Below are 22,399 nucleotides of genomic sequence, written 5' to 3'. Positions count from 1 at the left end.
AGATACGGGCAGTGAATTTTCCGATGTCAGGCGGGCCGAAGGGCTTGGTCCTCTACATCCGTCTCGCCGCTTGCTGTGCCGCGATTGCCTTTGTGACGTGCCTGGCAAGCAGCCCGGCCTATGCGCTGAGCGAGATCCAACGCGAAGACCTTCCCTCACCTGTCACCCCGTCAGCGGATGATGACGTCTCGTCGCCCGGCGGCGCGATTCCCATGCCCGACCCGGTGGGAACGCCGCCTTCGACCGGCCAGCAGCCTGCCGCTCCGGACGCGGCAGAGCCCGACAGTCCAGCGGATGGCGGCAGCAACAGGCCGCGTGTCGATCCCGAGGCGCCCTTGCCTGAAGTCGTATACGACCTTGGCAAGCTGCCCGAGCCCGTGCGGCGCATGCATGATCTGATCATCGAGGCCTGCAAGAGCGGCGACATCGAAAAGCTCCGGCCCCTGATCGGCAAGGGCGACACCATGACCCAGCTGTCACTGGCCGACATCGACGGCGACGCCATTGCCTTCCTCAAAGGGCTGTCCGGCGACCCTGACGGCCAGGAGATCCTGGCCATACTGGAGGAAGTGCTCAGCGCCGGCTATGTCCATGTCGACGCCGGAACAGCGCAGGAACTCTATGTCTGGCCGTATTTCTTCGCGCTGCCGCTGGACAAGCTCGACGCCAAGCAGCGGGTCGAGCTGTTCAAGATCGTCACCGCCGGCGATTTCGACGACATGAAGCAGTTCGGCGCTTATATCTTCTATCGCGTCGGCATCACGCCTGCCGGGCAATGGACATTTTTCGTCGCCGGGGACTGAGCGGCTTGCTCCTGCTTGTAGGGGATAGGGAAGCTCAGACGACAAGGGCCTCGGAAAACTCCACCGCCCTGCCCTGGCCCGGTGTGACGATTTCGCCTTCCCACATAACGCGGCGGCCGCGAATGACGGTGCCGACCGGCCAGCCGGTGACTTCCTTGCCGTCATAGGGCGTCCAGCCCGCCTTGGAGCCGGCCTGCGCATTGGTGATGGTCTCGCGCCGCTTCATATCGACAACCGTGAAGTCGGCGTCGTAGCCGGCGGCGATGCGGCCTTTTCTGGCCATGCCGAAAATGCGCTGCGGGCCGTGGCTGGACAGGTCGACGAACCGCTGCAAGGTCAGCCGGCCCGCGTTGACGTGGTCGAGCATGATCGGCACCAGCGTCTGCACGCCGGTCATGCCCGAGGGCGAGGCTGGATAGGGTTTTGCCTTTTCGGCCAGCGTGTGCGGTGCGTGGTCGGAGCCGAGCACGTCGACGATGCCTTGCGCGATGCCGTGCCAGACGCCATCGCGGTGGCGGGAGTCACGCACGGGTGGGTTCATCTGGATCAGTGTGCCGAGCCTGAGATAGTCGTCGGCGCTGAGCGTCAGATGATGCGGCGTCGCCTCGCAGGTCGCGACGTCCTTGTGCTGTTCGAGGAACAAGATCTCTTCGGCGGTAGAGATGTGCAGGACATGGATGCGGGCGCGAACGTCGCGCGCGATGCGCACCAGCCGTTCGGTGCAACGCAAGGCGGCGGTCTCGTCGCGCCAGACCGGATGCGATGACGGGTCGCCCTCGATGCGTTCGCCAAGGCGCTCGCGCAGCCGGAACTCGTCCTCCGAATGAAAGGCGGCACGGCGGCGAGTGTTCCGCAGGATCGAGGCGACGCCTTCGTCGTCCTCGACCAGCAGGTCGCCGGTGGACGAACCCATGAAAACCTTTATTCCCGCGGCGCCCGGCAGCCGCTCGAGCTCGCCGACATCCCTGGCGTTGTCGCGGGTACCGCCGACCCAGAACGCGAAATCGCAATGCATACGGTGGCTGCCTCGCCGAACCTTGTCGGCCAGCGTTGCCTCGCTGGTGGTCAACGGGTTGGTGTTGGGCATCTCGAACACGGCGGTGACGCCGCCAAGCACCGCCGCCCGCGAGCCGGTTTCCAGATCTTCCTTGTGCTCCAGTCCCGGCTCGCGAAAATGCACCTGACTGTCGATGACGCCCGGCAGGATGTGCAGGCCGCGACAGTCGATCGTCTCGCCGGCCGAGGCCTGGCGGAGATCGCCTATTGCGGCGATGCGTCCGTTCTTCACGCCAACGTCACGTGCCCCCTCGCCATCATGGTTGACCACTGTGCCGCCTGTCAGGATGAGGTCGTAGGTCATGGCCATGCTCTCTTGCGGGGGGAGTGTCAGCGGCTTACGTAATGGCCAACCGTTTTGCAAGATCAGGCTTTTATCCTCCCCATGCCCTTTGCCCTGCTGAAAGACCGCGCGCTCATCTCCGTCTCCGGCCAGGATGCCGAGCACTTTCTGCAAAACATCCTGACCACCGATCTCGATACGCTCGGCGCCGGCGAAGCCAAGCCGGGCGCGCTGTTGACGCCGCAAGGCAAGATCCTGTTCGACTTCCTGATCTCGCGTGCCGGCGAAAACGCCTTCCGGCTGGAATGCCGAGCCGACATTGCAGATGATTTCGTGCGCCGGCTGATGCTCTACAAGCTTCGCGCCAAGGTCGAGATTGCCAAGTCGGAACAGTCGCTTGTCGCTGTTGCCTGGGGAAAAGAGTCAACCGCCTCAGAAAATGATTCAACCGCGTTTGCCGACAGGCGCTTTGCCAGGGAAAGCGTCACACGCACCTATGCCGGCATTGCGGATGCCGGCGACATCGCCGCATGGAAGGCCTTCCGCATCGCCCACGGCATCGCGGAGAGCGGTGCCGACTATGCGTTGAGCGACGCCTTCCCGCATGACGTGCTTCTCGACGAGACCGGCGGCGTCGGCTTCAGGAAGGGCTGCTATGTCGGCCAGGAAGTGGTCTCGCGCATGCAGCATCGCGGCACCGCCAGGCGACGTGTGCTGATCGTGCAGGCTGGGCTTGCCCTGCCCGCCTCCGGCACCGAACTCACGGTCGAGGGCCGGCCGGTCGGCACGCTCGGCTCGAGCGCCGGCGACATCGGGCTTGCCATTGCCCGCATCGACAGGGTCAAGGCGGCGCTGGACGCCGGCCAGCCGATCCTGGCCGGCGATGTTCCGGTGAAGCTCGCCATTCCCGCCTGGGCCACATTCAGTTTTCCGCAGGAAACCGTCAGCGCGGAGGAAGCCTGATGGCGGCGGACCGCACCGGTGCGCCGCCGCGCGCCTGGCAGCGCATGCTGTCCGGCCGCCGGCTCGACCTGCTCGACCCCTCGCCGCTCGACATCGAGATTTCCGACATTGCCCATGGGCTCGCCCGCGTCGCCCGCTGGAACGGCCAGACCAGCGGCGAGCATGCGTTTTCGGTCGCCCAGCATTCGCTGCTGGTCGAAGCCCTGTTCAATGATCTGGTGCCTCAGGCTTCTGCCACCGACCGGCTCGCCGCGCTGCTGCACGATGCGCCTGAATATGTCATCGGCGACATGATCTCGCCGTTCAAGTCGGTGATGGGCGGCAGCTACAAGGACTGCGAATTGCGCCTGCAGCGCGCCATCCATCAGCGCTTTTCGCTGCCTCCCGAACCGGCCGCGGCACTGCGCAGGGACATCAAACGCGCCGACCAGATCGCCGCCTATTTCGAGGCAACGCTGCTGGCCGGCTTCTCGACCGCCGAGGCGACCGAATTCTTCGGCCGTCCGCGCGGTTTCTCCGCCGAGCGCTTCGATTTCACACCACGCTCGGTGACCTGGGCGCAAGATGCCTTCCTGAGGCGGTTTTCGGCGCTTGAGAAGTCGCGGCATCCAGTTGCAACGTCGGCGGTAGGGTAGAGAACGCTAAATTAACCGGAAACGGCAACAGTGTGGTGTTCGATCACGCACCGCAGGCGCGCCTCATGCCCGTCGTGGACGTCAAGGATGGTTCGATCGTCCCGAAACGGGCGCCCGAAGGCGTGGAGCGCTCTCGCCGCATGGAAGACGAGCTGCGCGAACAGAACGAACGCTTTTCAGCCGCTGTCGAGAACATGTCGCACGGGCTGTGCATGTTCGATGCCGACGAACGCATGATCATCTGCAACGGCAACTACCTCAACATCTTCTGCCTCGACGCCAAGCTGGTACGACCAGGCATCCGCTTCATCGACATTCTGCGCCACAGCGTCGACATCGGCATCGCCTCGCAAAGCGCCGACGAGCTCTATGCCATCCGCAAACCCTACATCGACCAGGCGAAACCCTCGACCTACGAAGAGACGCTGTCGGACGGTCGCATCATAAACATCTCGCACCGCCCGCTGGCCGTGGGCGGTTGGGTCTCGATCTACGAGGACATCACCGAACAGCGGCGCGCCGAGCAGGACCTCAAGGAGCAGCATCGCCGTTTCGACGCGGCACTCGCCAACATGTCGCAAGGCCTGCTGATGTACGACGCCGACGGCAGGATGATCGTACGCAACCGGCGTTTTCTGGAGCTCTACAACGTCACCGCGGGGGACTTTCCGCTCGGGACGACGCATCGCGACGCGCTCGAAAAACTGCTGGAACTCAGCATCTACCAGAAGATCGACGTCGACAGCGAAGTCGCCAAGACCGAGGCCTGCCTGGCGGCGGCAAAAATGCACTCGGCCTATCGTTATCTAACCGACGGCAGGACGGTCCTGGTCACGCGCCAGCCGATGAGCGGCGGCGGCTGGGTGGTGACCTTCGACGACGTCACCGAACGTCGACGCACCGAAGAGCGCATGATCCATCTTGCGCATCACGACACGCTGACCGGACTGCCCAACCGCTCGATGTTTCGCGAGCGGCTCGACCAGGCGCTGGAGGATGCGGCGGCACCGCCGTTGGCGATCTTCTCGCTCGATCTCGACCGCTTCAAGGCGATCAACGACACCTGGGGACATCCCGCCGGCGACTGGCTCTTGAAAAGCGTCGCCGAAAGGCTGCAGCGTTGCCTGCGCAATGAGACTGACGTCGTCGCCCGCTTCGGCGGCGACGAGTTCGTCGTCATGCAGTTCAACTCAAGGGGCGTCGCCGATGCTGAAAAACTGGCGAAGCGCATCGCCGAGGCCATCGCAAAACCGTTTCGCGACAAGAGCCGGGATATGCACATCGGCATCAGCCTGGGTATCGCTGTTTTCCCTGAAGATGGCAGGGACGCCGACACGCTGCTGAAAAACGCCGATACGGCGCTCTATCGGGCCAAGAGCGAAGGGAGAAACCTCTATCGCTTCTTCGAGCCCGCGATGGACGCCATAGTGCAGGCCCGGCGGGCTCTCGAGGTCGACCTCGAGGCCGCACAGCCGCGTCAGGAGTTCGATCTCGATTTCCAGCCCATCATGAACATCGCCTCCGGCGAGATCATCGGCGCGGAGGCCTTGATGCGCTGGCATTCCCCGGCGCGCGGCACCGTCGCGCCGGACGCGTTCATTCCCGTCGCCGAAGAGACCGGCCTGATCGTGCCGCTCGGCGAATGGGCGCTGAGGAAGGCCTGCGCGGCGGCGGCCAGCTGGCCGCCCGGCTTGCGCATCGCGGTCAATGTCTCGGCCGTGCAGCTCAAAAGCGGCGGGTTTGCCCGCAGTGTCATCTCGGCCCTGGCCTTTTCAGGCGTGCCGGCCGGACAGCTGGAGCTGGAAATCACAGAAACCGTGTTGATGGACGAGAGCAAAACCGTGCTGAAGACGCTGCGCCAATTGCGCGATCTCGGCATCCGCATCGCGCTGGATGATTTCGGCACCGGCTATTCCTCGCTCGGTTATCTCAGGCGTTTCCCGGTCGACAAGATCAAGATCGACCGCTCCTTCATCCGCGACATGAGCAATCGCGACACGGCGGCGATCGTCCGCACCATTATCGGGCTCGGCAACGAGCTTGGCATTGTCGTCACCGCCGAGGGCGTCGAGACCGAGGCGCAACTCGACATGCTGCGCGACAATGGCTGTGAAGAGGCGCAAGGCTATCTGATCGGTATCCCCTCGAAGGCGGCGGACATCCAGCGTCTGTTGAAGGCGCGTGCGCTACGCAGCCAGACCGGCTGATAGCGTAGGCGCAAGGTCAGATCAGCGTTTCCACGTATTTCTCGTGGAAGCTGACATAGCCCGGCTCGACCACCTTCAGATGCCGCTCGATCAGCGCATGAAACTGCGGCAATTGATGAAACGGCACGCCGGGATAGGCGTGATGCTCGGCATGGAACGGCATGTTCCAGGCCAGCTTGCGCACCACCCAGTTGGTCAGCGTGGTTCGCGTATTCTCCAGCATGTTGGCCACGAACGGACAGCGGCCGTGCTCGGCGAGCAGATAGAGGCGCAGAAAGGGCTGACCCAACAGTGCGGGAATGATCCAGACATAAAGAAGTACGGAGAGCCGGAAATAAACGGCGAGCAGAAGGACGACGGCATAGAAGGCAATCATGGTGCGCGCTTCGGCCCGCACCTTGGGTCGGCCTTTCGGCGGCACATAGCTTTCCTGGCTGCCGCCAACCGCATTGGCGTGGAGCGTCTTGAGATGGCCCCACCACAGCGGGATGCCGGAAACATGCACGAGGTACTGCCGCAGCGTTTCCGGCTTGGGAAACGCCAGCTCCGGATCGTTTTCGGGGTCCTGCGTGAAGCGGTGATGGGCGAAATGGAAATAACGGAACCAGTCGGCCGGCAGCGCCAGCGCCAGGCTGCACACCCGCGCCACGGCATCGTTCAGCCACTGCGTGTCGAAGGCCGTGCGATGAACCGTCTCGTGCAGCAGCGTGAACAGGAAGACGATCAGGATGCCTTGCGGCAGCATCAGCAGCGGCCAGAATGGCACTTTCGCGGCGATCAGCGATCCAATGATCACTATCGCTCCCCAATGGGCGCCGAGCTGAACGAGACCCACAGCATTGGACTTGGCGGTCAGGCGACTACGCTCCTCCGGGGTAAGTGACGCGATGATGTCGCGATGGTCCATCGATTTCGATCCAGGCTGGCGATTTGATAAGACCCACTCTAGTTGGTGAAAAAGCTTTCCAAAAACGACGATTCCTGCGATTTGGATAAGTTCATCTTATCTATATGGCGATCATGGTCACATCTCCATCGCTCAAAGGACTTCAGGCCTTCGAGGCCGCGGCGCGTACGGGCAGTTTTGCTGCGGCGGCGGAAGAGCTTTCGGTCTCGGCGGCCGCCGTCAGCCAGCTTATCCGCACCGTCGAGGAACAGATGGGGCGCAAGCTGTTTCATCGGGTCAACCGCAAGGTTGTGCTCACCGAGGCCGGCGTGGAGATGCTGCCTCGGTTGACCATGGCCTTCCACGAAATCGGCAGTGTCTCGCGCGAATTGGGCGGCGATGCCTTCCGCCCGCGCCTGGTGGTGTCGGTGCCGCCTTCCATGGCGATGGGCTGGCTTTCGCAGCGTCTGTCGGGCTTCGTCGCAAGCCACGGCGCCGCCGACATCTCGCTGCGCGGCGACGACGACCCGGTGCCGTTCGACCGCGAACTGATCGACATCAGGCTCTCCTACGGTCCGCATTATCGCGAGCACCCGACCGAGGACATCACCCGGGACGCCGTCTATCCGGTCTGCGCACCGAGGCTTGCCAGCGCGATCAAGGCGGACGCCGGTCCGCTCGCCGGGCTGTCGCTGATCCACACCGACTGGGGACCAACCGGCGCCTCGTTTCCGTCCTGGCGCAACTGGTTCGAGGCTGAAGGTGTCCAACCTGGCCGGGCGGCGCAGCGGGGCCTGTCGGCCAACTCGTCGCGCGCCGCCCTCGACCTCGCCATTTCGGGGCTGGGTGTGGCACTGGCGCAAGGGGTCTATTGTGCCGAGGCGGTGGAGGACGGCAGGCTGGTTCGGCCCGCCGCCAGGGCGATCGCACTGCGCCAGCCCTATTGCCTGACCATTCCCGAGCGCAGCGCCAGGCGCGCTGTCGTGGCGGCATTCCGCGATTGGCTGATCGAGGAATGCCGTCGCGCCGTGGGCTCGCCGGCGCTGCGTTGACCCGTCGGGCTCGCGTGGTCACAGGTGACCGCTCAAGGCCGCCACCATTTCCTTGCTCGTCGCCACCGGAATGATCTCGAACTCGACCAGATCGGCCCATTCGATCACCCAGCGTTGCAGCAGCGTGACGTCGTCCGTCTCCACCAGCAGGAAGCAGCGGCTCATGTCCGCGGCGATCCAACTGTGGTGAACGACAAGCTCCTCCGGCTTCAGGCGGCCCCGATCGCGGAAACGGCGGTAGATATCCTTGCGGTCGCAGCCGGTGAAATCCTCGATCACGATGAACTGCATGTTTTCCCCTTGGTGGACTTGTTACCGCCCCGGCCGGTCGAGCCGCTCCAGGAACCACTGCGTCAGCCGCACCCAGACCTCGTCCTTTTCGCCGGAATCCTCCCAGCCATGGTCGAGATTGGGGTTGTCGTTGACCTCGATGACGAAGACGCCGTCCTTGGTCTCCTTGAGGTCGACGCCATAGAGGCCGTCGCCGATGCAGCGCGCCGCCTTGACCGCCGTCTCGACGACATGGGCCGGCGTCTCCTTCAGCGTGAAGGTCTTGATGCCACCTTGGTCGGGCTTGCCATTGGCCTTGTGGTTGACGATCTGCCAGTGCTTCTTGGCCATCAGATAGTGCACGGCAAACAGCGGCTGGCCGCCGAGCACGCCGACGCGCCAGTCATATTCGGTCGGAATGAATTTCTGCGCGATGAGGAGGTCGGAATCCTCCAGCCACTCGGTCGCAAGCCGTGTCAGTTCCTCAAGATTCTCGCATTTCTTGACGCCGCGCGAGAAGGACGAATCCGGGATCTTCAGCACGAGCGGGAAGCCCAGCGTCTGCGCGGCCACTTCGAAGTCGGAGGTGCCGGCGATCATCACGGTCGGCGGCACCGGTACCTTGTTGTAGGCCATCAGCTCGTTGAGATAGACCTTGTTGGTGCAGCGGATCATCGACAGCGGATCGTCGATGACGGGCATGCCTTCCTGCTGGGCGCGGCGGGCGAAACGATAGGTGTGGTTGGAGATCGAAGTGGTCTCGCGGATGAACAGCGCATCGTAGTTCGCGAGCTTGGCAAGATCCTTCCTGGTGATAGGCTCGATTTCGACGCCCATCTTTTCGGCGATCTTGGCCCAGTAGCGCAGCGACGAGATTTCCGACGGCGGCAGTTCCTCGTGCGGATCGACCAGCGTGGCGAAGGTGTAGCGCGCCGGCGTGCGCCCCTTGGTGTCGCGCCATTCACGGTTGGTGTAGGTCTCCAGGCACTGGATGAAGCTTTTTTCCTCGTCCTCGGTCATACGCGCCAACGGATGGAAGCCGATCTTGCGGATCGAAGCCCATTCGGCACTGTCCTTGATGTGAACCTCGAGCGCCGGCGCCCGGAACCAGTCGAACAACAGCTTGGCGAAGCGGTCCCAGACTTTCGACGGGCCGATGCCGAAAAAGATGCACACCTTGGCTGGAAAGGCGCCGCCGAGATCCTTGCGGCATTTGTTGAGCGCCAGTTCCAGTTCCGGCAGCGCATGTTCGTAGAGCTTGCGTTCGGACAGGTCGATCATCGTCTCAACGGTCGGAATGACCTTGTGGCCGCGCGAACTCGCCAGCAGCGAGGCATAGTAGCCGCGGCTCTGGTAGCCGTAATTGTTGGACAGGTTGATGACCTTCGGCCGCTGGCCGCGGAACAGCGACGGATGCGCGAGATAGTCGCGATTGGTGATGATCTTATGCGGTGTCGCCACCTGGTCGAGATCGCTCTGCCGGCCGGTAAGGATGACCCAGGTCATTGTGTGTCGCGCTTCCCCAGAGTGATGGCGGCACGCAGTCCGTCGCGGCCGAACTGCGCCATGTTCATGAAGATGCCGTAGGGCACGGGAATGTTGGCGGCATCAAGGATGGTTTCCTGCCTTTCGTCCTCGACCCAGGGATCGTGGATAAGAATATGATCGCCATCGTCGCCGATGGCCAGCACCCAGTGCGGCACCTTCTTGCCGAACATCAGGAAACCGCTGATCAGCACCAGCACCAGTTTTCCCTCTGATATCGCGGTTCTGATGTCATCGATGGTGAAGGAGCGGTAATTCACCGGGATGCCGTAAAGTTCCGCGCGGCGGCGAAAGTCGACCTGGGCCAGTTCCATCACGCGGCGCTTGTCCTCGCTGCGCACCGATTGCAGAAACAGCGCGCCGTAGAAGGAAACAAAGATCTCCGCCGCGAGCCCGCTTTCATAACCCGAGACAGCCAGGCCGAATGGTTCGCAGCCGCCCGGCCCCGACATCATGAAGACGGTCGTGGCCTCGCGCCAGAGGCGGATTTCCATCACCGGATCGGGCACGAAGTCGCGGTCGAAATTGGCCATGGCCATCATCAGGCAGCATGGGCCGCAGGTGAACTCGCAGGTCTGCTGGTAGAACGGCACCCTTGTGGCGACCGGAAGGTCGCCGCGCAGGGTTTTCTCATAACGAAGCGCGGTCGCGCCGTCCTCGTAATAGCCAGGCTCGCGGCCAATCTTGCGGTAGCCGGCCCGCTCGTAGATGCGGATGGCGCGGTCGTTGTCCTCGCGCACTTCGAGACGCAGCATCATGCGATCGTGCCCGAAGGCCGCTTCCTCCGCCGCAGTCAAAAGCTGGCGCCCGATGCCAAGCGCGCCGAAAAATGGACCGACGGCTATGGAATAGAGCCGCGCCACCCCACTGCCCTTGCGGAACAGCACGATCGCGTAGCCGGCGACGCGGCCGTCGAGCTCGGCGACCAGCGTCTCAGCGGTCTCGCGCTCGATGAAAAGGCGAAAGGATCGACGGGAAATGCGATCGCTCGAAAAAACGGCTTTCTCGATGGCGGCGAGATCATCGACGTCAGACGCGCGGGCCGTACGGATCTCGGCAGGCATGCGACTTGAGAAAACCTCGATTGCGTTGCGGAAACGGCCCCGATCAAAAGCGTCGCAAACACCGGCCGAAGCGCCAGTATTCATCAAGCGCTATCGCTCCTTGATTAGGGCCGAATTGTGACAGTTTCGGCGGCGGCAAGGAAGCTCGCGGGCTTTGAGCAGGATCCCTGTTTGATAGGCCACCGGCTGCGAACAATTGCGGCCAACTCAGCTTGCGAGACCCGACAGAAGCTGGCCATAGGCATTCTTGGCAACGACCGCCAATTGCTCGCGCGGCAGCGAGCCGACGACGGCGCAGCCATAGCCCTTGTCCAGCCAGTAGACGGCCTGCGGGCCGTCCTGCGCCGAAGCATAGGTGCCCTTGGCATTCTCCACCGATTCCGCGGTGACGAAGAGGGATATGCGCTCGCCCTTGTCGTCCTCGTAGAGCAGCATCGCGGCCTTGCTGTCGCCGGCCGGCAGCAAGCGGCCGCCAACCAGTTGGAAGCCGTTCGCGGTCAGGTCCGGCGCCACCAGCTTCAGCCCGACCCGGTTGGACAGCCAGGTCTGCAAATGATCCTTGTCGCTGGCCGGCACTTCCACGGCATGCCGCTTCTCGGCGGCGTAGATGACATGGGCGGCAATCGCCTGTTCGGCGAGCCGATCTTCCGCCGGGTCCTCCTGTCCGATGCCGTCCATGCCGGCAAAGTAGCCGCCAAATCCACCCGTGGCCAAAAGCACCGCCGCGGCAGCGGCAAGCCACCAGCGCGAGCGCGGCACCGCAGCCTTAACCGGCGCTTCGCCGAGGACCACCTTGCGCAAGCGCGCGGGAACAGGTTCATCCAGCACGCCGGCAAAGGCCGAGCGCAACGCCTCCCGGTCGGCTGTGAAGCGGGCGCTCCTGGCCTTCATCTCGGGGTTGGCGTCCAGCCAGGCATCATAGGCGGCGCGCTCGTCGGCCGGCAGTTCGCCGTCGAGCGCCATATGGATGTCACGTTCTGAAAAATCGCGGCGGATCATTTCTCGACGATCCTTATCGCGCGGCGACGCGCCGTGTCATCCAGCAAGCCGCGCAGTTCCTCACGCCCGCGCGCGATGCGCGACATCAGCGTGCCGGCGGGCACACCCAGCATGTTGGCGGCCTCGGCATAGGAGAAGCCTTCGATGGCGACCATGACAAGAGCCGCACGGCGATCGGGGCTGATTGCCTGCAGCGCGTTGATGATCTCACGCGAGGCGATGCCGTCCAACTGCTCTGCCGGCTGGGCCACCGCCTCGCCCGCTTCCAGGGGCAGCATCGCCGCTTCGCCGCGACGGTTCACCTTGCGCATCTGGTCGATGAACAAATGATGCATGATCGTAAACAGCCACCTCCTGGGGCTTTCTCCCGTCTGCCAGTTGTCGAGCCGCACGAGTGCGCGCTCGAGGCAGTCCTGGACAAGGTCGTCGGCAGAATCCCGGTCGCGCAACAGCGAGCGTGCGTAGCGGCGCAGGCGCGGTATTTCGCCAAGGATTGCTGCCTTCTTTTCGTCCATGACCGCTGGTTCTGAAATCGCCCTTGTTGATCCCGATTCAACGCGCCTTCCCGGCGCGACGCAAGCGGCCAGCGCGAAGCGGTCCACCGCCCCGGTCACCCAAGCAATGAGATAACGCTGGCGGGTACCGGTTTATTCCCGGCTTGATTGAACGCCTGCCGTCATTGCTCGACGACCGGTATCTCCTCCCTCGCCGCCCTGGTCAAAAGCCGCTGGTAGAACAGGCCAATGCCGATCAGCACGCCGCCGAGGCCGATGAAGGACAGCGCCCTGAGTACGCCCTCCAGTTCCGACATGTCGAAGAGGAAGACCTTCAGCACGGCAATTGCGATCAACGCGGCCGAGGCAATGCGCAGCACCTGCGACTTCAGCCAGACGCCGGCGGTGAGCAGCGCCACGCCGATCACCAGCCAGAGCGCCGAATAGGTGTAGGTTTCCAACTGGCCGAGCCCGCTCCACAGGCCGATGAACTCACCCTTGAACAGCCGCCTGACCGACAGGGTGGCATAGGCAAAGGCAAGCAGCGCCGCGACCAGCGCCAGCATTGCCGAATACCATTTTGGCCGCTTGCCCCTGACATAGAGCGCCAGTCCGCCGGCGGCGACGGCCGGCAGGAGATAGGCAAGGAACAACAGGTTGAAGACCGGGATCCGGCCGGTCGATTCGTCCGTAAACAGCGGATTGAGCACCACGAAGTGCCGGATGACGATCAGGGCGACCGAAACCACGCCCGCTGCCATCGAACCATAGCGCAGCACCGAACTTGGCGAGCGCATGTCGAGGGCGACCAGGATGGCGCCGGCGCCGATGGCAATCAGCGTGTAGATCGCCTGTTCGGCGAGCGTCATCGGACCCGTGTCGATGACACCGCCATGCATGGCGTGACGCACCAGCATGGCGACGGCAAGCAGCGCAAACAGCGCCGCCGCGGCTTCCATGACGAGGCGCGGCCGGCCATTGGTGGTGCGGGCGAGTTGCCAGGCGCCGAAGCCAAAGGCGAGCGCCGGGACGCCATAGCCCGGCAGCAGCCAGTTGAACACCGGTGTCGTCGACAGGAACTCGGCGCCGACGATGGTCGGATCGAAGGCGACGCGGCCAAGCACGGCGATCACCGCGCCAACCGAAATCCAGCCTAGCACCGGGTAGGAGCGCCAACGCGTGGCCATCGCCGGCACTATGACTGCTGCACCAAGCAGAATGGTGGTCCAGCCGGAATTGAAAGCCATGTGCAGCATCAAGAGGCCGGCGATCGCCGAGCCTCCGAGGGCAAACGACACCGCTATGCCGCCCTTGAGCGGCGGCTCTTCGGCGCGCGCGATCCACTCGCCACCGGCGGCGAAAACCACGACCAGCAGTGCTGCGGCGGCGGCGTAGACAAAGTCGCGGTCGAGATTGCCGAACGTGAACCAGAGCGCCAGCAGGATGACCAACGGCACGATGATACCCGATGCCGCCCATGAGGCGGATCGAAGCGAGGAAGATGCCGCGAATTTGCGGGCGGCCCAAAGGCCCGCGCCGATGAAGACCAGGCCGAGCGCAATGCCGATGCGCAAGGTCAGGGCATTGGACGTCGCCACGGGCAAACCATCGACACCGAGTGCGCCGGCCGAAAAGTCGGACACGATCGAGGTTGGCGGGATGATGCCGAGATAGATCATGACCGTCGCCAGTCCGGCGGCGTAAAGCAGCGGTAGCGCCAGCGGGCGATAAAGCGCGACGGCCACCATCGCCGCGAGGATCGCGGCGCCCGGCAAGGCATAGCCGGCCGCGGCGAAGGCTGGGTCGACCGACAGGCCCAGCGCCGAGAAGGCAACGAACAGGGCAGGCACGATGGACGGCCAGTCGAAGGCCCTGGCGGCGACGATTTCATCACGGCGACCGAGCCAGACAAAAGCGAGGACGGCCAGGGTGACGGCGTCGATGAACAGGATGGAGGAGAGGTTCGCAGCCGGCGCGTTGGTCATATAGAGAATGGTCCAGATGCCGGTGCAGAAAAAGGCCGCCGCCACCAGCGCTTTCCAGTCGCGCATGCGGGCGATGACGCTGGTGGCGGCGAGCACGATGGCGAGGTAGCCGAACAACGCCCAGGGGTTGGGCGCCTGGGAGGCGATCAGCATCGGCGTCACCATGGCGCCGACAAGACCGATGCCGGCCAGGGCCAGGCCATGGACCAGGGCAGCCGCGATCGTCGCCACAGCGATGGCCCCAAGCAGCGTGAAGGCAAGCGCCGGGCCAATGAAGCCGTAAATGCCATGGGCGGCATAGACAGTGCCGAACAGGATGAAGGCACCGGCCGCCGTCAGGATCGCCGGAACATAGGCGCCGGCAACGCCTTGCACCGGCACCTTGAAGCCGGTGCGGCGTATGAACTCGCCGCCGGCAACCAGCACCAGCCCAAGCACCGCCGCCATGGTGAGCCGCACGCCGGGGCCGAAAATGCCAGCCTCGATTGTGTAGCGGATCAGGAACAGGCCACCCAGTGCCAGCGCGATGCCGCCGACCCAGACCGCCCAGCGCGTGCCGAGTGCCGTCTCGATATCCGGCTTGCCGGGGGCCTTGGAGGCTGCAACCGGCTCGACAGGTTCTGCTGCCTTCGGAGCCTCGCTCGTGGACCAGGGGCCGGACACAGCCTCGCCAGCCGGAGCTTCCGTTTCTGTAGCCGGCGCCTGTACGACCGGTTCACTCACCGCCGGCGAGGCAATATCGGCCGTGGCCGCGACCACCGGCGCCGCTTCGGCCTTGCCATCGGCCGCCATCTGTTCTGCCGGCTTGGCCACCGGCGGCACGGCGCCTGAAAGGACGAGACTGCGCAGCGCGCCAAGTTCGCGTTCGATCAGACCGATGCGGCTCTGCTGACGCGAAATAATGACGAACAAGGCGATGATGGCGACAAGCCCGATCAGGCTTTCAAACATGGCGGTTCCCCCAAACCAGGCCAGTTTTCACTGACGTTTCATCTCACTGACATCCAAATACGGCGGCTAAACGGCTGAAAAACTCAACGCGCCGCCAGATTGGCGGCTGGAACATGTCTCGGTACCGAAAGCCAAGAGCTTGCCGCCGAGCGACGAATCCGACCCCGATAAAGTTCGACCTCCATCATGCGGCATTGTCTCCGGCAATGGCCTTGCGCGTCGCATGATGCTTGCGCAAGGCGGCGAGAAAGCCGGCGCGGGCATCGGGCTGTTCGATACCGCGCGGCTCATAGACGTGGCGCGTGAAGAAAAACCCGGTGAGCCGGAAGGCGTCCTCGATCGCGGCTGGATCTCCGCGCAGGCCGGAGCCGCGTTGCAGAAAGGCGGGCAGCGCCAGCATCTTGTCGCGCCATGGCGCGCCAGCTTCGCGCGACACCGCGCGGCCCGACTTCGGCGAGACATAGGCCAGATCCTGCCTTGTGCCGGTGGCGGCGCATTGGCTGAGGTCGAGGCCGAAGCCAAGTTCGTCAAGGATCAGAAGTTCGAAGCGCGCCACCAGTTCGCCGGCAGCATCGGGATCGTCGAGATGGACGATCATCACGGAAAGCGCCTCGTAAAGGCCGCCATGGGCGTCACGCTCGGGCAAGAGACGCAGATGCGCGGCCATGGTCTGCAGGCCGTAGACGGCAACGGCGCTGTCCATCAGCCTGGCAGCGTTCATCTCGATCGCCTCGGCCTGGAACGTGCCGAGATGCTCGTCAAGGCGCGCCCGCCATAAGAGATCGACGCGATTGCCGGGCTGGAGAACAGGTTGCTGCTTGCGCGAGCGACCGCCGCGCACGAGGCCGAGATGGCGGCCATGCACACGGGTCATCACCTCGAGTATGGCGCTGGTTTCGCCATGCTTGCGAGTGCCGAGAATGATTCCCTCGTCGCGCCATTCCATGCCCAGAGCTTTTCACCGATCGGGTGGCGAAATCAAGGTATGGGCTTGGCGCCTGGGCCGGCTCTCGCACCCACGCATAAAAAACCGCCCGCAGCGATACGCTCCGGGCGGCCTGGTAAGGTCAGTCGATCGGTTAGAACGAGCGCTGGAAGCGAACGATGCCGCCGACGCTGTCCTTCTTGTTGGCCTTGCTCCAGTTGCCGTAGAGGGACGGGTTGCCATAGTTGCCGTAGTGATCCCAGTCGACTTCGGTCGTGATCGTGAAGCCGGGGACGATGGTGTAAGCGACGTTCGCCGCAAGAGCGTAGTTCTTGTCGTCGTCAGCCGAAACCTGGACGTTGAACGCGGTCTTGTCGTTGAACTTGTAGGTGCCGCCACCCCAGACGGCCCAGTTGCCGCCCCACGGCTTGTACTGGCCACGGCCCTTGGAGAAGTCGCGGAGATTATCGTCAGTGCCATAGCCGCCCATGACGAAAAGGGCCAGTTCCTTGGTGACGTTGACATCCAAGCGAACCTTGCCGGCCACTTCCTCGTAGTTGCTGTCATAGGCGACGACACCGGTGATCGCACCCCAGTCACCCTTGTACTTCAAGCCACCGACGACATGCGGAACGTAGCTGTCGATCGTGTCGCTGATGCCCGAAGCATCGGTGCCTTCTTCGAGCGAGACGACGCCCGAGAAGCCGCTGCCGGCGTCAAAATAGTAGCTGATAAGGTTGGTGTCCTTGATACCATACGGGATGATGGTGTCCTGGATGACATTGCCGGCGTAGCCGATGAACGAGTCATACGTCGTCTCGTCCTTACCGACGCGCAGGCCGCCGAGCTGGATCCAGGCGAAGTTCAGCGTTACCGCCTTGTTAACAGCCTGCCAGTCGGTGGCGCCGCCAGTATAGTCACCAGACTTGTTGCCGAACTGGAAGCGGGTCTCGGTGAAGGTCTTCAACGTACCGAGCTCGGTTTCCTGACCGGTGTAGGTCCTCAGCGCGAAGCGCATGTTCTTGTAGTAGGTGTCGTGCCTACCGTCGCCCATGTGATCGGCAACGTTGTTGACACCATCCAGCGTGCCCGAATCGCCGACGCCGATGTCATAGCGGAGATAGCCGCCGATGCGCAGGCAGGTCTCGGTGCCGGGGATGTAGAAGTAGCCGGCGCCGTAGACGTCGCAGATCTTGACGTATTCGGCGGGTTCCGGTTCGGCGACGACGACCGCGTCGGCGGCGCGAGCGCCGGAGACCGCGATCAGGGCCGCGGCTGAGCCGAGAAGGAGGCTCTTGATGTTCATTTTCTGACCTCTCCAGTCATAGTTTAAATGGCTTCGGATTTGTGGCTGGCGGATATGTTTTCCCGCCTCACCTCCACAACGAAAAAGGCGCGCACCGCGTCCCCTTTTCGCGGCGAACATACCCATCAATCTTCCGCCTTCAATGACGGTTTTGAAAATAACGGCGATTCACGGAACAGTTTTATGCCGTGTTGCACAAATAACACTAGCTGCGGCACAATCGGAACAACGTCATAAAATAAATATATATGCCGAAAATTTCTCGGCTAACCATATTCTCGAGGCAATGTATTTTGGCACGTCCGCTGCAGTCGCCAATATAACATCGACTTTTCGAAGATATCCTTATTGCTTTTCGCAGAAATGACCATGGCAATTCATCATCGTTTGAGGGCACGCCAGTGCTGCGACGATGCCGGCGCAGCCGATCGGCTTTGCCGAGGCAAACCAGCATCGCCTGGAATGCTGCCCCATTGATAATCGCGTGACGGAGCAGACTGGACACGGCGCAAACAGGCTCGGCCCGCCATAAAATCGGAAATCTTTCAGAAAGCGCTCGGGATTCTTGGCTGCAAAAGCGCCAAAAATCCTGGGTCGGCCGATGTGGCCAACACGGCCTGCTGAACAATTCGGCTGGGTTGTTTCCAGAGGCATGTCGACCGATCGGGCAGTCCGGCGACCTCTCATAGATCCCTGCCCGCTGAGAGGACCTGCGATGACTTCCTTGTTGAGCCTGGTGCGAAGGCACCAGCTGACTGCCTTCTTTTCATTGACGATTGGCCTCACCTGGCTGGCCTTCATTCCGTTCTACATGTCGAATGGCGACAGCATTCCCTGGTTCACGTTCGGTCCGATGGTCTCAGGCTTTGTCGTCGCGGCTGTCTCCGGCGGCTGGAGTTCGGTCAAGGCCATCCTCAGCGCGATGGTGAGGTGGCGGGTTCGTCCGATATGGTATCTGGTGGCGTTCGGCCTGCCGTTCGGAACGCAGTTGGCCTCGATCCTGATCAATCCGATGCTTGGCGCAGCGGCGCCGGCCTGGAGCAACGTCCCGGCGCTGTCCGAGATGCTGCCGATCATTGCGCTCTACGCTCTCTTCAGCGGCCCGCTCGGCGAAGAGCCGGGGTGGCGCGGTTTTGCAACGCCACGTCTGCTTGCCAGTCAGCCGGCACTCGCCGGCAGCCTGATCCTCGGTGTGATCTGGGCTATCTGGCACTTCCCGCTCGGGCTTGTCGGCGACCTCAGCCTTTACGGCACGATCAACGTCGTCCTGGCGGGCGTGGTGTTCACCTGGCTCTATCAGAACACCGGCAGCGTGCTTCTTGCCATCATCATGCACGTCACGCACCAGAACAGCGTCCGTTTCCTAGGCAAGGTGTTCATCGGCGGTGACTATGTGCAGCAGCAGTGGATCGCCGTGGCGATCTGGGCAATCATCGCGGTGGCCATCGTCGCTTACTACGGCACCGAAAGCTTCGTCCGGCGGCCAAGGACGCAACTCGCCGTGGCTGGCGCGGTCTAGGCTCGTATTGAGCGCGGTGTCCGAAGCCGGGCGCCGCGCCTCTTCGTCGGCCGCTGGACACGTATGGGTCTTGACCCAGCCCGTCAGCCATAGCCCAATGCCGGCATGGCTTCCACGGAGCAGGCCTTTTGATGGCGGTCTTGGCCACCGACCAGATTTTTCAGTTCGGCGGTTTCACGCTCGATCTGGGCAAGGGCACGCTCAGCCGGGCCGACCAGCCGGCCTTTCTGCGGCCGAAGTCCTATGCGTTGCTGACGCACCTGGCCCGCAACATCGGCCGCGTGGTGCCGAAATCAGAACTGATGGACACGGTCTGGCCAGGCGTTTTCGTCACCGAGGATTCGCTGACGCAATCGGTGCGCGAAATCCGTAAGGTACTCGGCGAAGAGTTGGTGCGAACGGTGTCGAAGCGTGGCTACATGCTGGTGGCCGAGACTGAAGCGGTGCGCGAACCTGGCGCACAGCCGATCGTGGCGGTGCTTAGATTCCGCAATGACAGCGCGGATCCGGCCGACGACGCAATCGTCGACGGATTTGCAGAAGACATTATCAACAGCCTCGCCCGCTTCGGCACGGTGACGGTGCTGGCGCGCAACTCAAGCTTTTCGTTTGCGTCCCATTCGCCCGCCGAATGGCCGGCCATCCGCTCGCGCATCGGCGCTGACTATCTTGTCGAGGGCTCGGTGCGGCGGCAGGCGGACCGCATCGTCGCCGCGGTCAATCTTGTCGATGCAGCCAGCGCCACCCAGATCTGGGGCGATCGCTATCAGGCCGAGGCTGCCGGGCTGTTCGCCATCCAGCAGGATATTGTCGAGGAAATCGTCGGCCGGCTGGTGGTGCGGGTCACCAATGCCGGGCTGCAGCGCGCCGCACGACGACCGGTAACCAGCCTGGCCGCCTATGAGCTGGTGCTGCGCGGCGTCGCCTTGCTGCGCGACCCGGCGCAGAGCGACCTGCAAGGAGCGGCAGAGCTGTTCGAGGCCGCGATAGCCAAAGATCCGGGCTATGGCCTCGCCCATACCTATCTGGCGCTGTCGTATGTGCTGAACAGCGAATTCGGACCCACCAGCGATGCCCTGCTGGCGAAGGCCCGCGACCTTGCCGACAAGGGTATTGCGTTGTCCCCCGATCAGGCAACCGCACACCGCATTCAGTCACTGGTGCGGCTCAGCCTGCGCGACCACGAGGCGGCCGAGCATCATTTGCGGATCGCGCTTCAGCTCAATCCAGGCGACGCCGAATGCATCGGGCAGATGGGGCATCTGCTAACCATGCGCGGGCGGGCGCTCGAGGCGCTTGCCTGGCTGGCGCGCGCGATCAGGATCGATCCGCTCAATCCGCACTGGTACCAGTACGATCGATCGCTGGCGCTCTACATGCTGGGTGAGTACAGGCCGGCCGCCGAGGCGCTGGAACTGGCGACGCGGCCGACGCCATGGATCCGAACGCGACTTGCCGCGTGCTATGCGCAGCTCGGCAACATGGAAGCGGCAAGGCGCCAGGCCGCGCTGGTCAACGCCGATGGCTCCGATTTCTCGTCGGTCGAGTATGCGAGGTCTGTCGTTCCGTTCGAAAACAGGGCTGACGCGGAGCATCTCGCCAATGGCGTGTTGCTGGCGCTTGGACAGCCGCGGTAGTCTGATGTTCCTTTCCACTTGCGGGGAACAGGCCCCCGGCGGACCAAAGCCGTGTCAATGGTAAGCTTGCTATCCAAAGGCCGCTAGAGCGTTTCACCGTTTCATGGAAACGGCGAACCACTCTGACTCTTTGTTTTGACGCAATTCCGGACGGAAAACCGCTCACACTTTTCCTGGAATTGCTCTAGTGCGGGAATTCGAGCCCCATCTCGCGGTAACGCTCGGGATCATCGCCCCAGTTCTCGCGCACCTTGACGAACAGGAAGAGGTGCACCTTCTGCTCGAGGATACCTGCGATCTCCATGCGTGCCGCCTGGCCGATGGCGCGGATGGTTTCGCCCTTGTGGCCGAGCACGATCTTCTTCTGGCTGTCGCGCTCGACATAGATGGTTTGGTCGATCCGCACCGAGCCGTCCGGCTTCTCTTCCCATTTCTCGGTTTCGATATGCGAGGAGTAGGGCAGTTCCTGATGCAGCCGCAGATAGAGTTTTTCGCGGGTGATCTCGGCCGCGAGCTGGCGCATCGGCAGGTCGGAAATCTGGTCTTCCGGATAGTACCAGGGGCCGGCCGGCAGAGCCTGCGCCAGATAGTCGAGCAGGTCCTTGCAGCCGGAGCCGGTCAGTGCGGAGACCATGAAGGTGCGCTTGAACGGCACTTTCTCGTTTGCCGCCGCGGACAGGGCCAGAAGCGTCTCGTGCTTCACCCGATCGACCTTGTTGAGGATCAGCGCCATCGGCTGGCGCACATCCTTCAGCCGTTCGAGGATGGCGTCGGCATCACCCCGGATGCCGCGTTCGGCATCGATCAGTAAAAGCACGATATCGGCATCCTTGGCGCCGCCCCAGGCGGTGGTCACCATCGCCGTATCGAGACGCCGCTTGGGCTTGAAGATACCGGGCGTGTCGACGAAGACGATCTGCGCATTGTCATGCGTGGCGATACCGCGCACGATGGCACGCGTCGTCTGCACCTTGTGGGTGACGATCGACACCTTGGCGCCGACCAACTGGTTGACCAGCGTCGACTTGCCGGCATTCGGCGCGCCGATCAGCGCGACGAAGCCGGAATGCGTGGCGGGGGTTTCAGCAGTTTCAATATCGGTCATGCCGCGTTCCATACACCTTCGCGCAACAGAAGGGCAGCTGCGGCTGCCTGCTCCGCTTCACGTTTGGAACGACCGCTGCCGGTCGCCGGCTGAAATGCACCGACCCTGACACTGACGGTGAACAACGGATCGTGGTCCGGCCCCTCGCGGCTGTCGATCTGATAGGCCGGAACGGCACTTGCCGCCTGATGCGCCCATTCCTGCAATTCGGTCTTGGCGTCGCGGCGCGCGGCACCGGAAGCCTGCGAACGCGGGCGCCAGTATTTGTGAATGAAGGCGCGTGCCGCCTCGAGGCCACCGTCGAGATAGAGCACGGCGATCAGCGATTCCAAGGCATCGGCGCGCAGATTGACGCGCTTGCGCCCCTCCACCCCGCGCACATCCGATCCGGCGCGGATCAGGTCCGGCAGCCCGATATGTTCGGCTATCTCGGAAAGCGCCTCGGCGTTGACCAGCGCATTGAGCCGCAGCGACAATTCGCCTTCCGCCGCATCGGGAAACGCCGCCAGCAACATATCGGCAACGACGAGGCCCAGAACCCGGTCGCCGAGAAACTCGAAACGCTCGTAATCGGTGCCGGCATTGACGCCGCGGGCGCTGGCATGGGTCAGCGCGCGCTGCAGGCGCTGGCGGTCGGCAAAGGCGTGGCCCGTGCGTTCCACCAGCGCTTCGGCGAGCGCATCGGCGGTCAACCGTCTTGTTGCCGCCATGACC

At 63.4% G+C, this 22,399-nt stretch carries 19 protein-coding genes; 7 read left to right on the top strand and 12 right to left on the bottom strand.

Annotated features, from left to right (window positions below; genetic code table 11):
* The first annotated feature begins 11 nt into the window (after positions 1–11).
* Positions 12–803, top strand: coding sequence for a hypothetical protein (locus ACLGL5_RS19005; RefSeq protein WP_069091779.1), 792 nt, complete (start codon positions 12–14; stop codon positions 801–803).
* Between the two features lie 34 nt (positions 804–837).
* On the opposite strand, the gene ACLGL5_RS19000 is transcribed toward ACLGL5_RS19005, so the two are convergent.
* Complete coding sequence (locus ACLGL5_RS19000; protein ID WP_027046667.1) at positions 838–2,169, bottom strand: dihydroorotase; 1,332 nt, start codon at positions 2,167–2,169, stop codon at positions 838–840.
* 75 nt (positions 2,170–2,244) lie between these two features.
* On the opposite strand from ACLGL5_RS19000, the gene ygfZ reads away from it, so the two are divergent.
* From ygfZ to ACLGL5_RS18985, 3 genes are all read left to right on the top strand, one after another.
* Positions 2,245–3,105 (top strand): CAF17-like 4Fe-4S cluster assembly/insertion protein YgfZ, encoded by an 861-nt coding sequence (gene ygfZ / locus ACLGL5_RS18995; RefSeq protein WP_069091778.1) that lies wholly within the window; start codon positions 2,245–2,247, stop codon positions 3,103–3,105.
* Complete coding sequence (locus tag ACLGL5_RS18990; RefSeq protein ID WP_069091777.1) at positions 3,105–3,740, top strand: YfbR-like 5'-deoxynucleotidase; 636 nt, start codon at positions 3,105–3,107, stop codon at positions 3,738–3,740. Before ygfZ ends, ACLGL5_RS18990 begins: the two co-directional genes overlap by 1 nt.
* Positions 3,741–3,805: 65 nt before the next feature.
* A complete protein-coding gene (locus tag ACLGL5_RS18985; protein ID WP_069093369.1) occupies positions 3,806–5,947 on the top strand; it encodes a putative bifunctional diguanylate cyclase/phosphodiesterase in 2,142 nt (713 codons plus the stop codon).
* A gap of 16 nt (positions 5,948–5,963) precedes the next feature.
* On the opposite strand, the gene ACLGL5_RS18980 is transcribed toward ACLGL5_RS18985, so the two are convergent.
* Positions 5,964–6,854 carry a fatty acid desaturase family protein gene (locus tag ACLGL5_RS18980; protein WP_069091776.1) on the bottom strand — a complete coding sequence of 297 codons (891 nt, stop codon included), beginning with the start codon at positions 6,852–6,854 and terminating at the stop codon, positions 5,964–5,966.
* A gap of 113 nt (positions 6,855–6,967) precedes the next feature.
* Here ACLGL5_RS18980 and ACLGL5_RS18975 point away from each other — a divergent pair, with 113 nt between their 5' ends.
* Positions 6,968–7,885: a LysR substrate-binding domain-containing protein gene (locus tag ACLGL5_RS18975; RefSeq protein ID WP_069093368.1), complete on the top strand. Its 918-nt coding sequence runs from the start codon at positions 6,968–6,970 to the stop codon at positions 7,883–7,885.
* An 18-nt stretch (positions 7,886–7,903) separates the two neighbouring features.
* Here ACLGL5_RS18975 and ACLGL5_RS18970 read toward each other — a convergent pair whose 3' ends face one another.
* The 8 genes from ACLGL5_RS18970 to ACLGL5_RS18935 all read right to left on the bottom strand — a co-directional run bounded on the left by ACLGL5_RS18970 (position 7,904) and on the right by ACLGL5_RS18935 (position 17,424).
* Entirely contained in the window at positions 7,904–8,176 is a 273-nt protein-coding gene (locus ACLGL5_RS18970) for a DUF3303 domain-containing protein (protein ID WP_019857211.1), read from the bottom strand.
* Between the two features lie 21 nt (positions 8,177–8,197).
* Positions 8,198–9,661, bottom strand: a complete 1,464-nt coding sequence (locus ACLGL5_RS18965) for a RimK family ATP-grasp domain-containing protein (protein ID WP_069091775.1) — start codon at positions 9,659–9,661, stop codon at positions 8,198–8,200.
* A complete protein-coding gene (locus tag ACLGL5_RS18960) occupies positions 9,658–10,764 on the bottom strand; it encodes a peptidase C39 family protein (RefSeq protein ID WP_038645656.1) in 1,107 nt (368 codons plus the stop codon). Before ACLGL5_RS18960 ends, ACLGL5_RS18965 begins: the two co-directional genes overlap by 4 nt.
* A gap of 207 nt (positions 10,765–10,971) precedes the next feature.
* The gene (locus ACLGL5_RS18955) at positions 10,972–11,763 is read right to left on the bottom strand and encodes an anti-sigma factor family protein (protein ID WP_069091774.1); all 792 of its coding nucleotides are present in this window, start codon (positions 11,761–11,763) and stop codon (positions 10,972–10,974) included.
* The gene (locus ACLGL5_RS18950; protein ID WP_038645651.1) at positions 11,760–12,278 is read right to left on the bottom strand and encodes an RNA polymerase sigma factor; all 519 of its coding nucleotides are present in this window, start codon (positions 12,276–12,278) and stop codon (positions 11,760–11,762) included. Before ACLGL5_RS18950 ends, ACLGL5_RS18955 begins: the two co-directional genes overlap by 4 nt.
* 161 nt (positions 12,279–12,439) lie before the next feature.
* Complete coding sequence (locus ACLGL5_RS18945) at positions 12,440–15,193, bottom strand: DUF2339 domain-containing protein (protein ID WP_069091773.1); 2,754 nt, start codon at positions 15,191–15,193, stop codon at positions 12,440–12,442.
* 184 nt (positions 15,194–15,377) lie between these two features.
* A complete protein-coding gene (gene recO / locus ACLGL5_RS18940) occupies positions 15,378–16,139 on the bottom strand; it encodes a DNA repair protein RecO (RefSeq protein WP_019857205.1) in 762 nt (253 codons plus the stop codon).
* Positions 16,140–16,272: 133 nt separating this feature from the next.
* Positions 16,273–17,424 carry a porin gene (locus tag ACLGL5_RS18935; RefSeq protein ID WP_069091772.1) on the bottom strand — a complete coding sequence of 384 codons (1,152 nt, stop codon included), beginning with the start codon at positions 17,422–17,424 and terminating at the stop codon, positions 16,273–16,275.
* A gap of 715 nt (positions 17,425–18,139) precedes the next feature.
* Here ACLGL5_RS18935 and ACLGL5_RS18930 point away from each other — a divergent pair.
* Entirely contained in the window at positions 18,140–18,943 is an 804-nt protein-coding gene (locus ACLGL5_RS18930) for a CPBP family intramembrane glutamic endopeptidase (protein WP_038645647.1), read from the top strand.
* Between the two features lie 131 nt (positions 18,944–19,074).
* Positions 19,075–20,580, top strand: coding sequence for a winged helix-turn-helix domain-containing protein (locus tag ACLGL5_RS18925; protein ID WP_069091771.1), 1,506 nt, complete (start codon positions 19,075–19,077; stop codon positions 20,578–20,580).
* A 184-nt stretch (positions 20,581–20,764) separates the two neighbouring features.
* Here ACLGL5_RS18925 and era read toward each other — a convergent pair whose 3' ends face one another.
* Together era and rnc are read right to left on the bottom strand one after the other, a co-directional pair.
* Positions 20,765–21,697 carry a GTPase Era gene (era, locus tag ACLGL5_RS18920; protein ID WP_010915105.1) on the bottom strand — a complete coding sequence of 311 codons (933 nt, stop codon included), beginning with the start codon at positions 21,695–21,697 and terminating at the stop codon, positions 20,765–20,767.
* A complete protein-coding gene (gene rnc, locus ACLGL5_RS18915; RefSeq protein ID WP_069091770.1) occupies positions 21,682–22,395 on the bottom strand; it encodes a ribonuclease III in 714 nt (237 codons plus the stop codon). Before rnc ends, era begins: the two co-directional genes overlap by 16 nt.
* Positions 22,396–22,399 lie beyond the last annotated feature (4 nt).

The organism is Mesorhizobium sp. U510, assembly GCF_059180695.1.
Note: the sequence above shows the minus strand (reverse complement) of the source record. Positions and strands in the feature narration are given on the sequence as shown.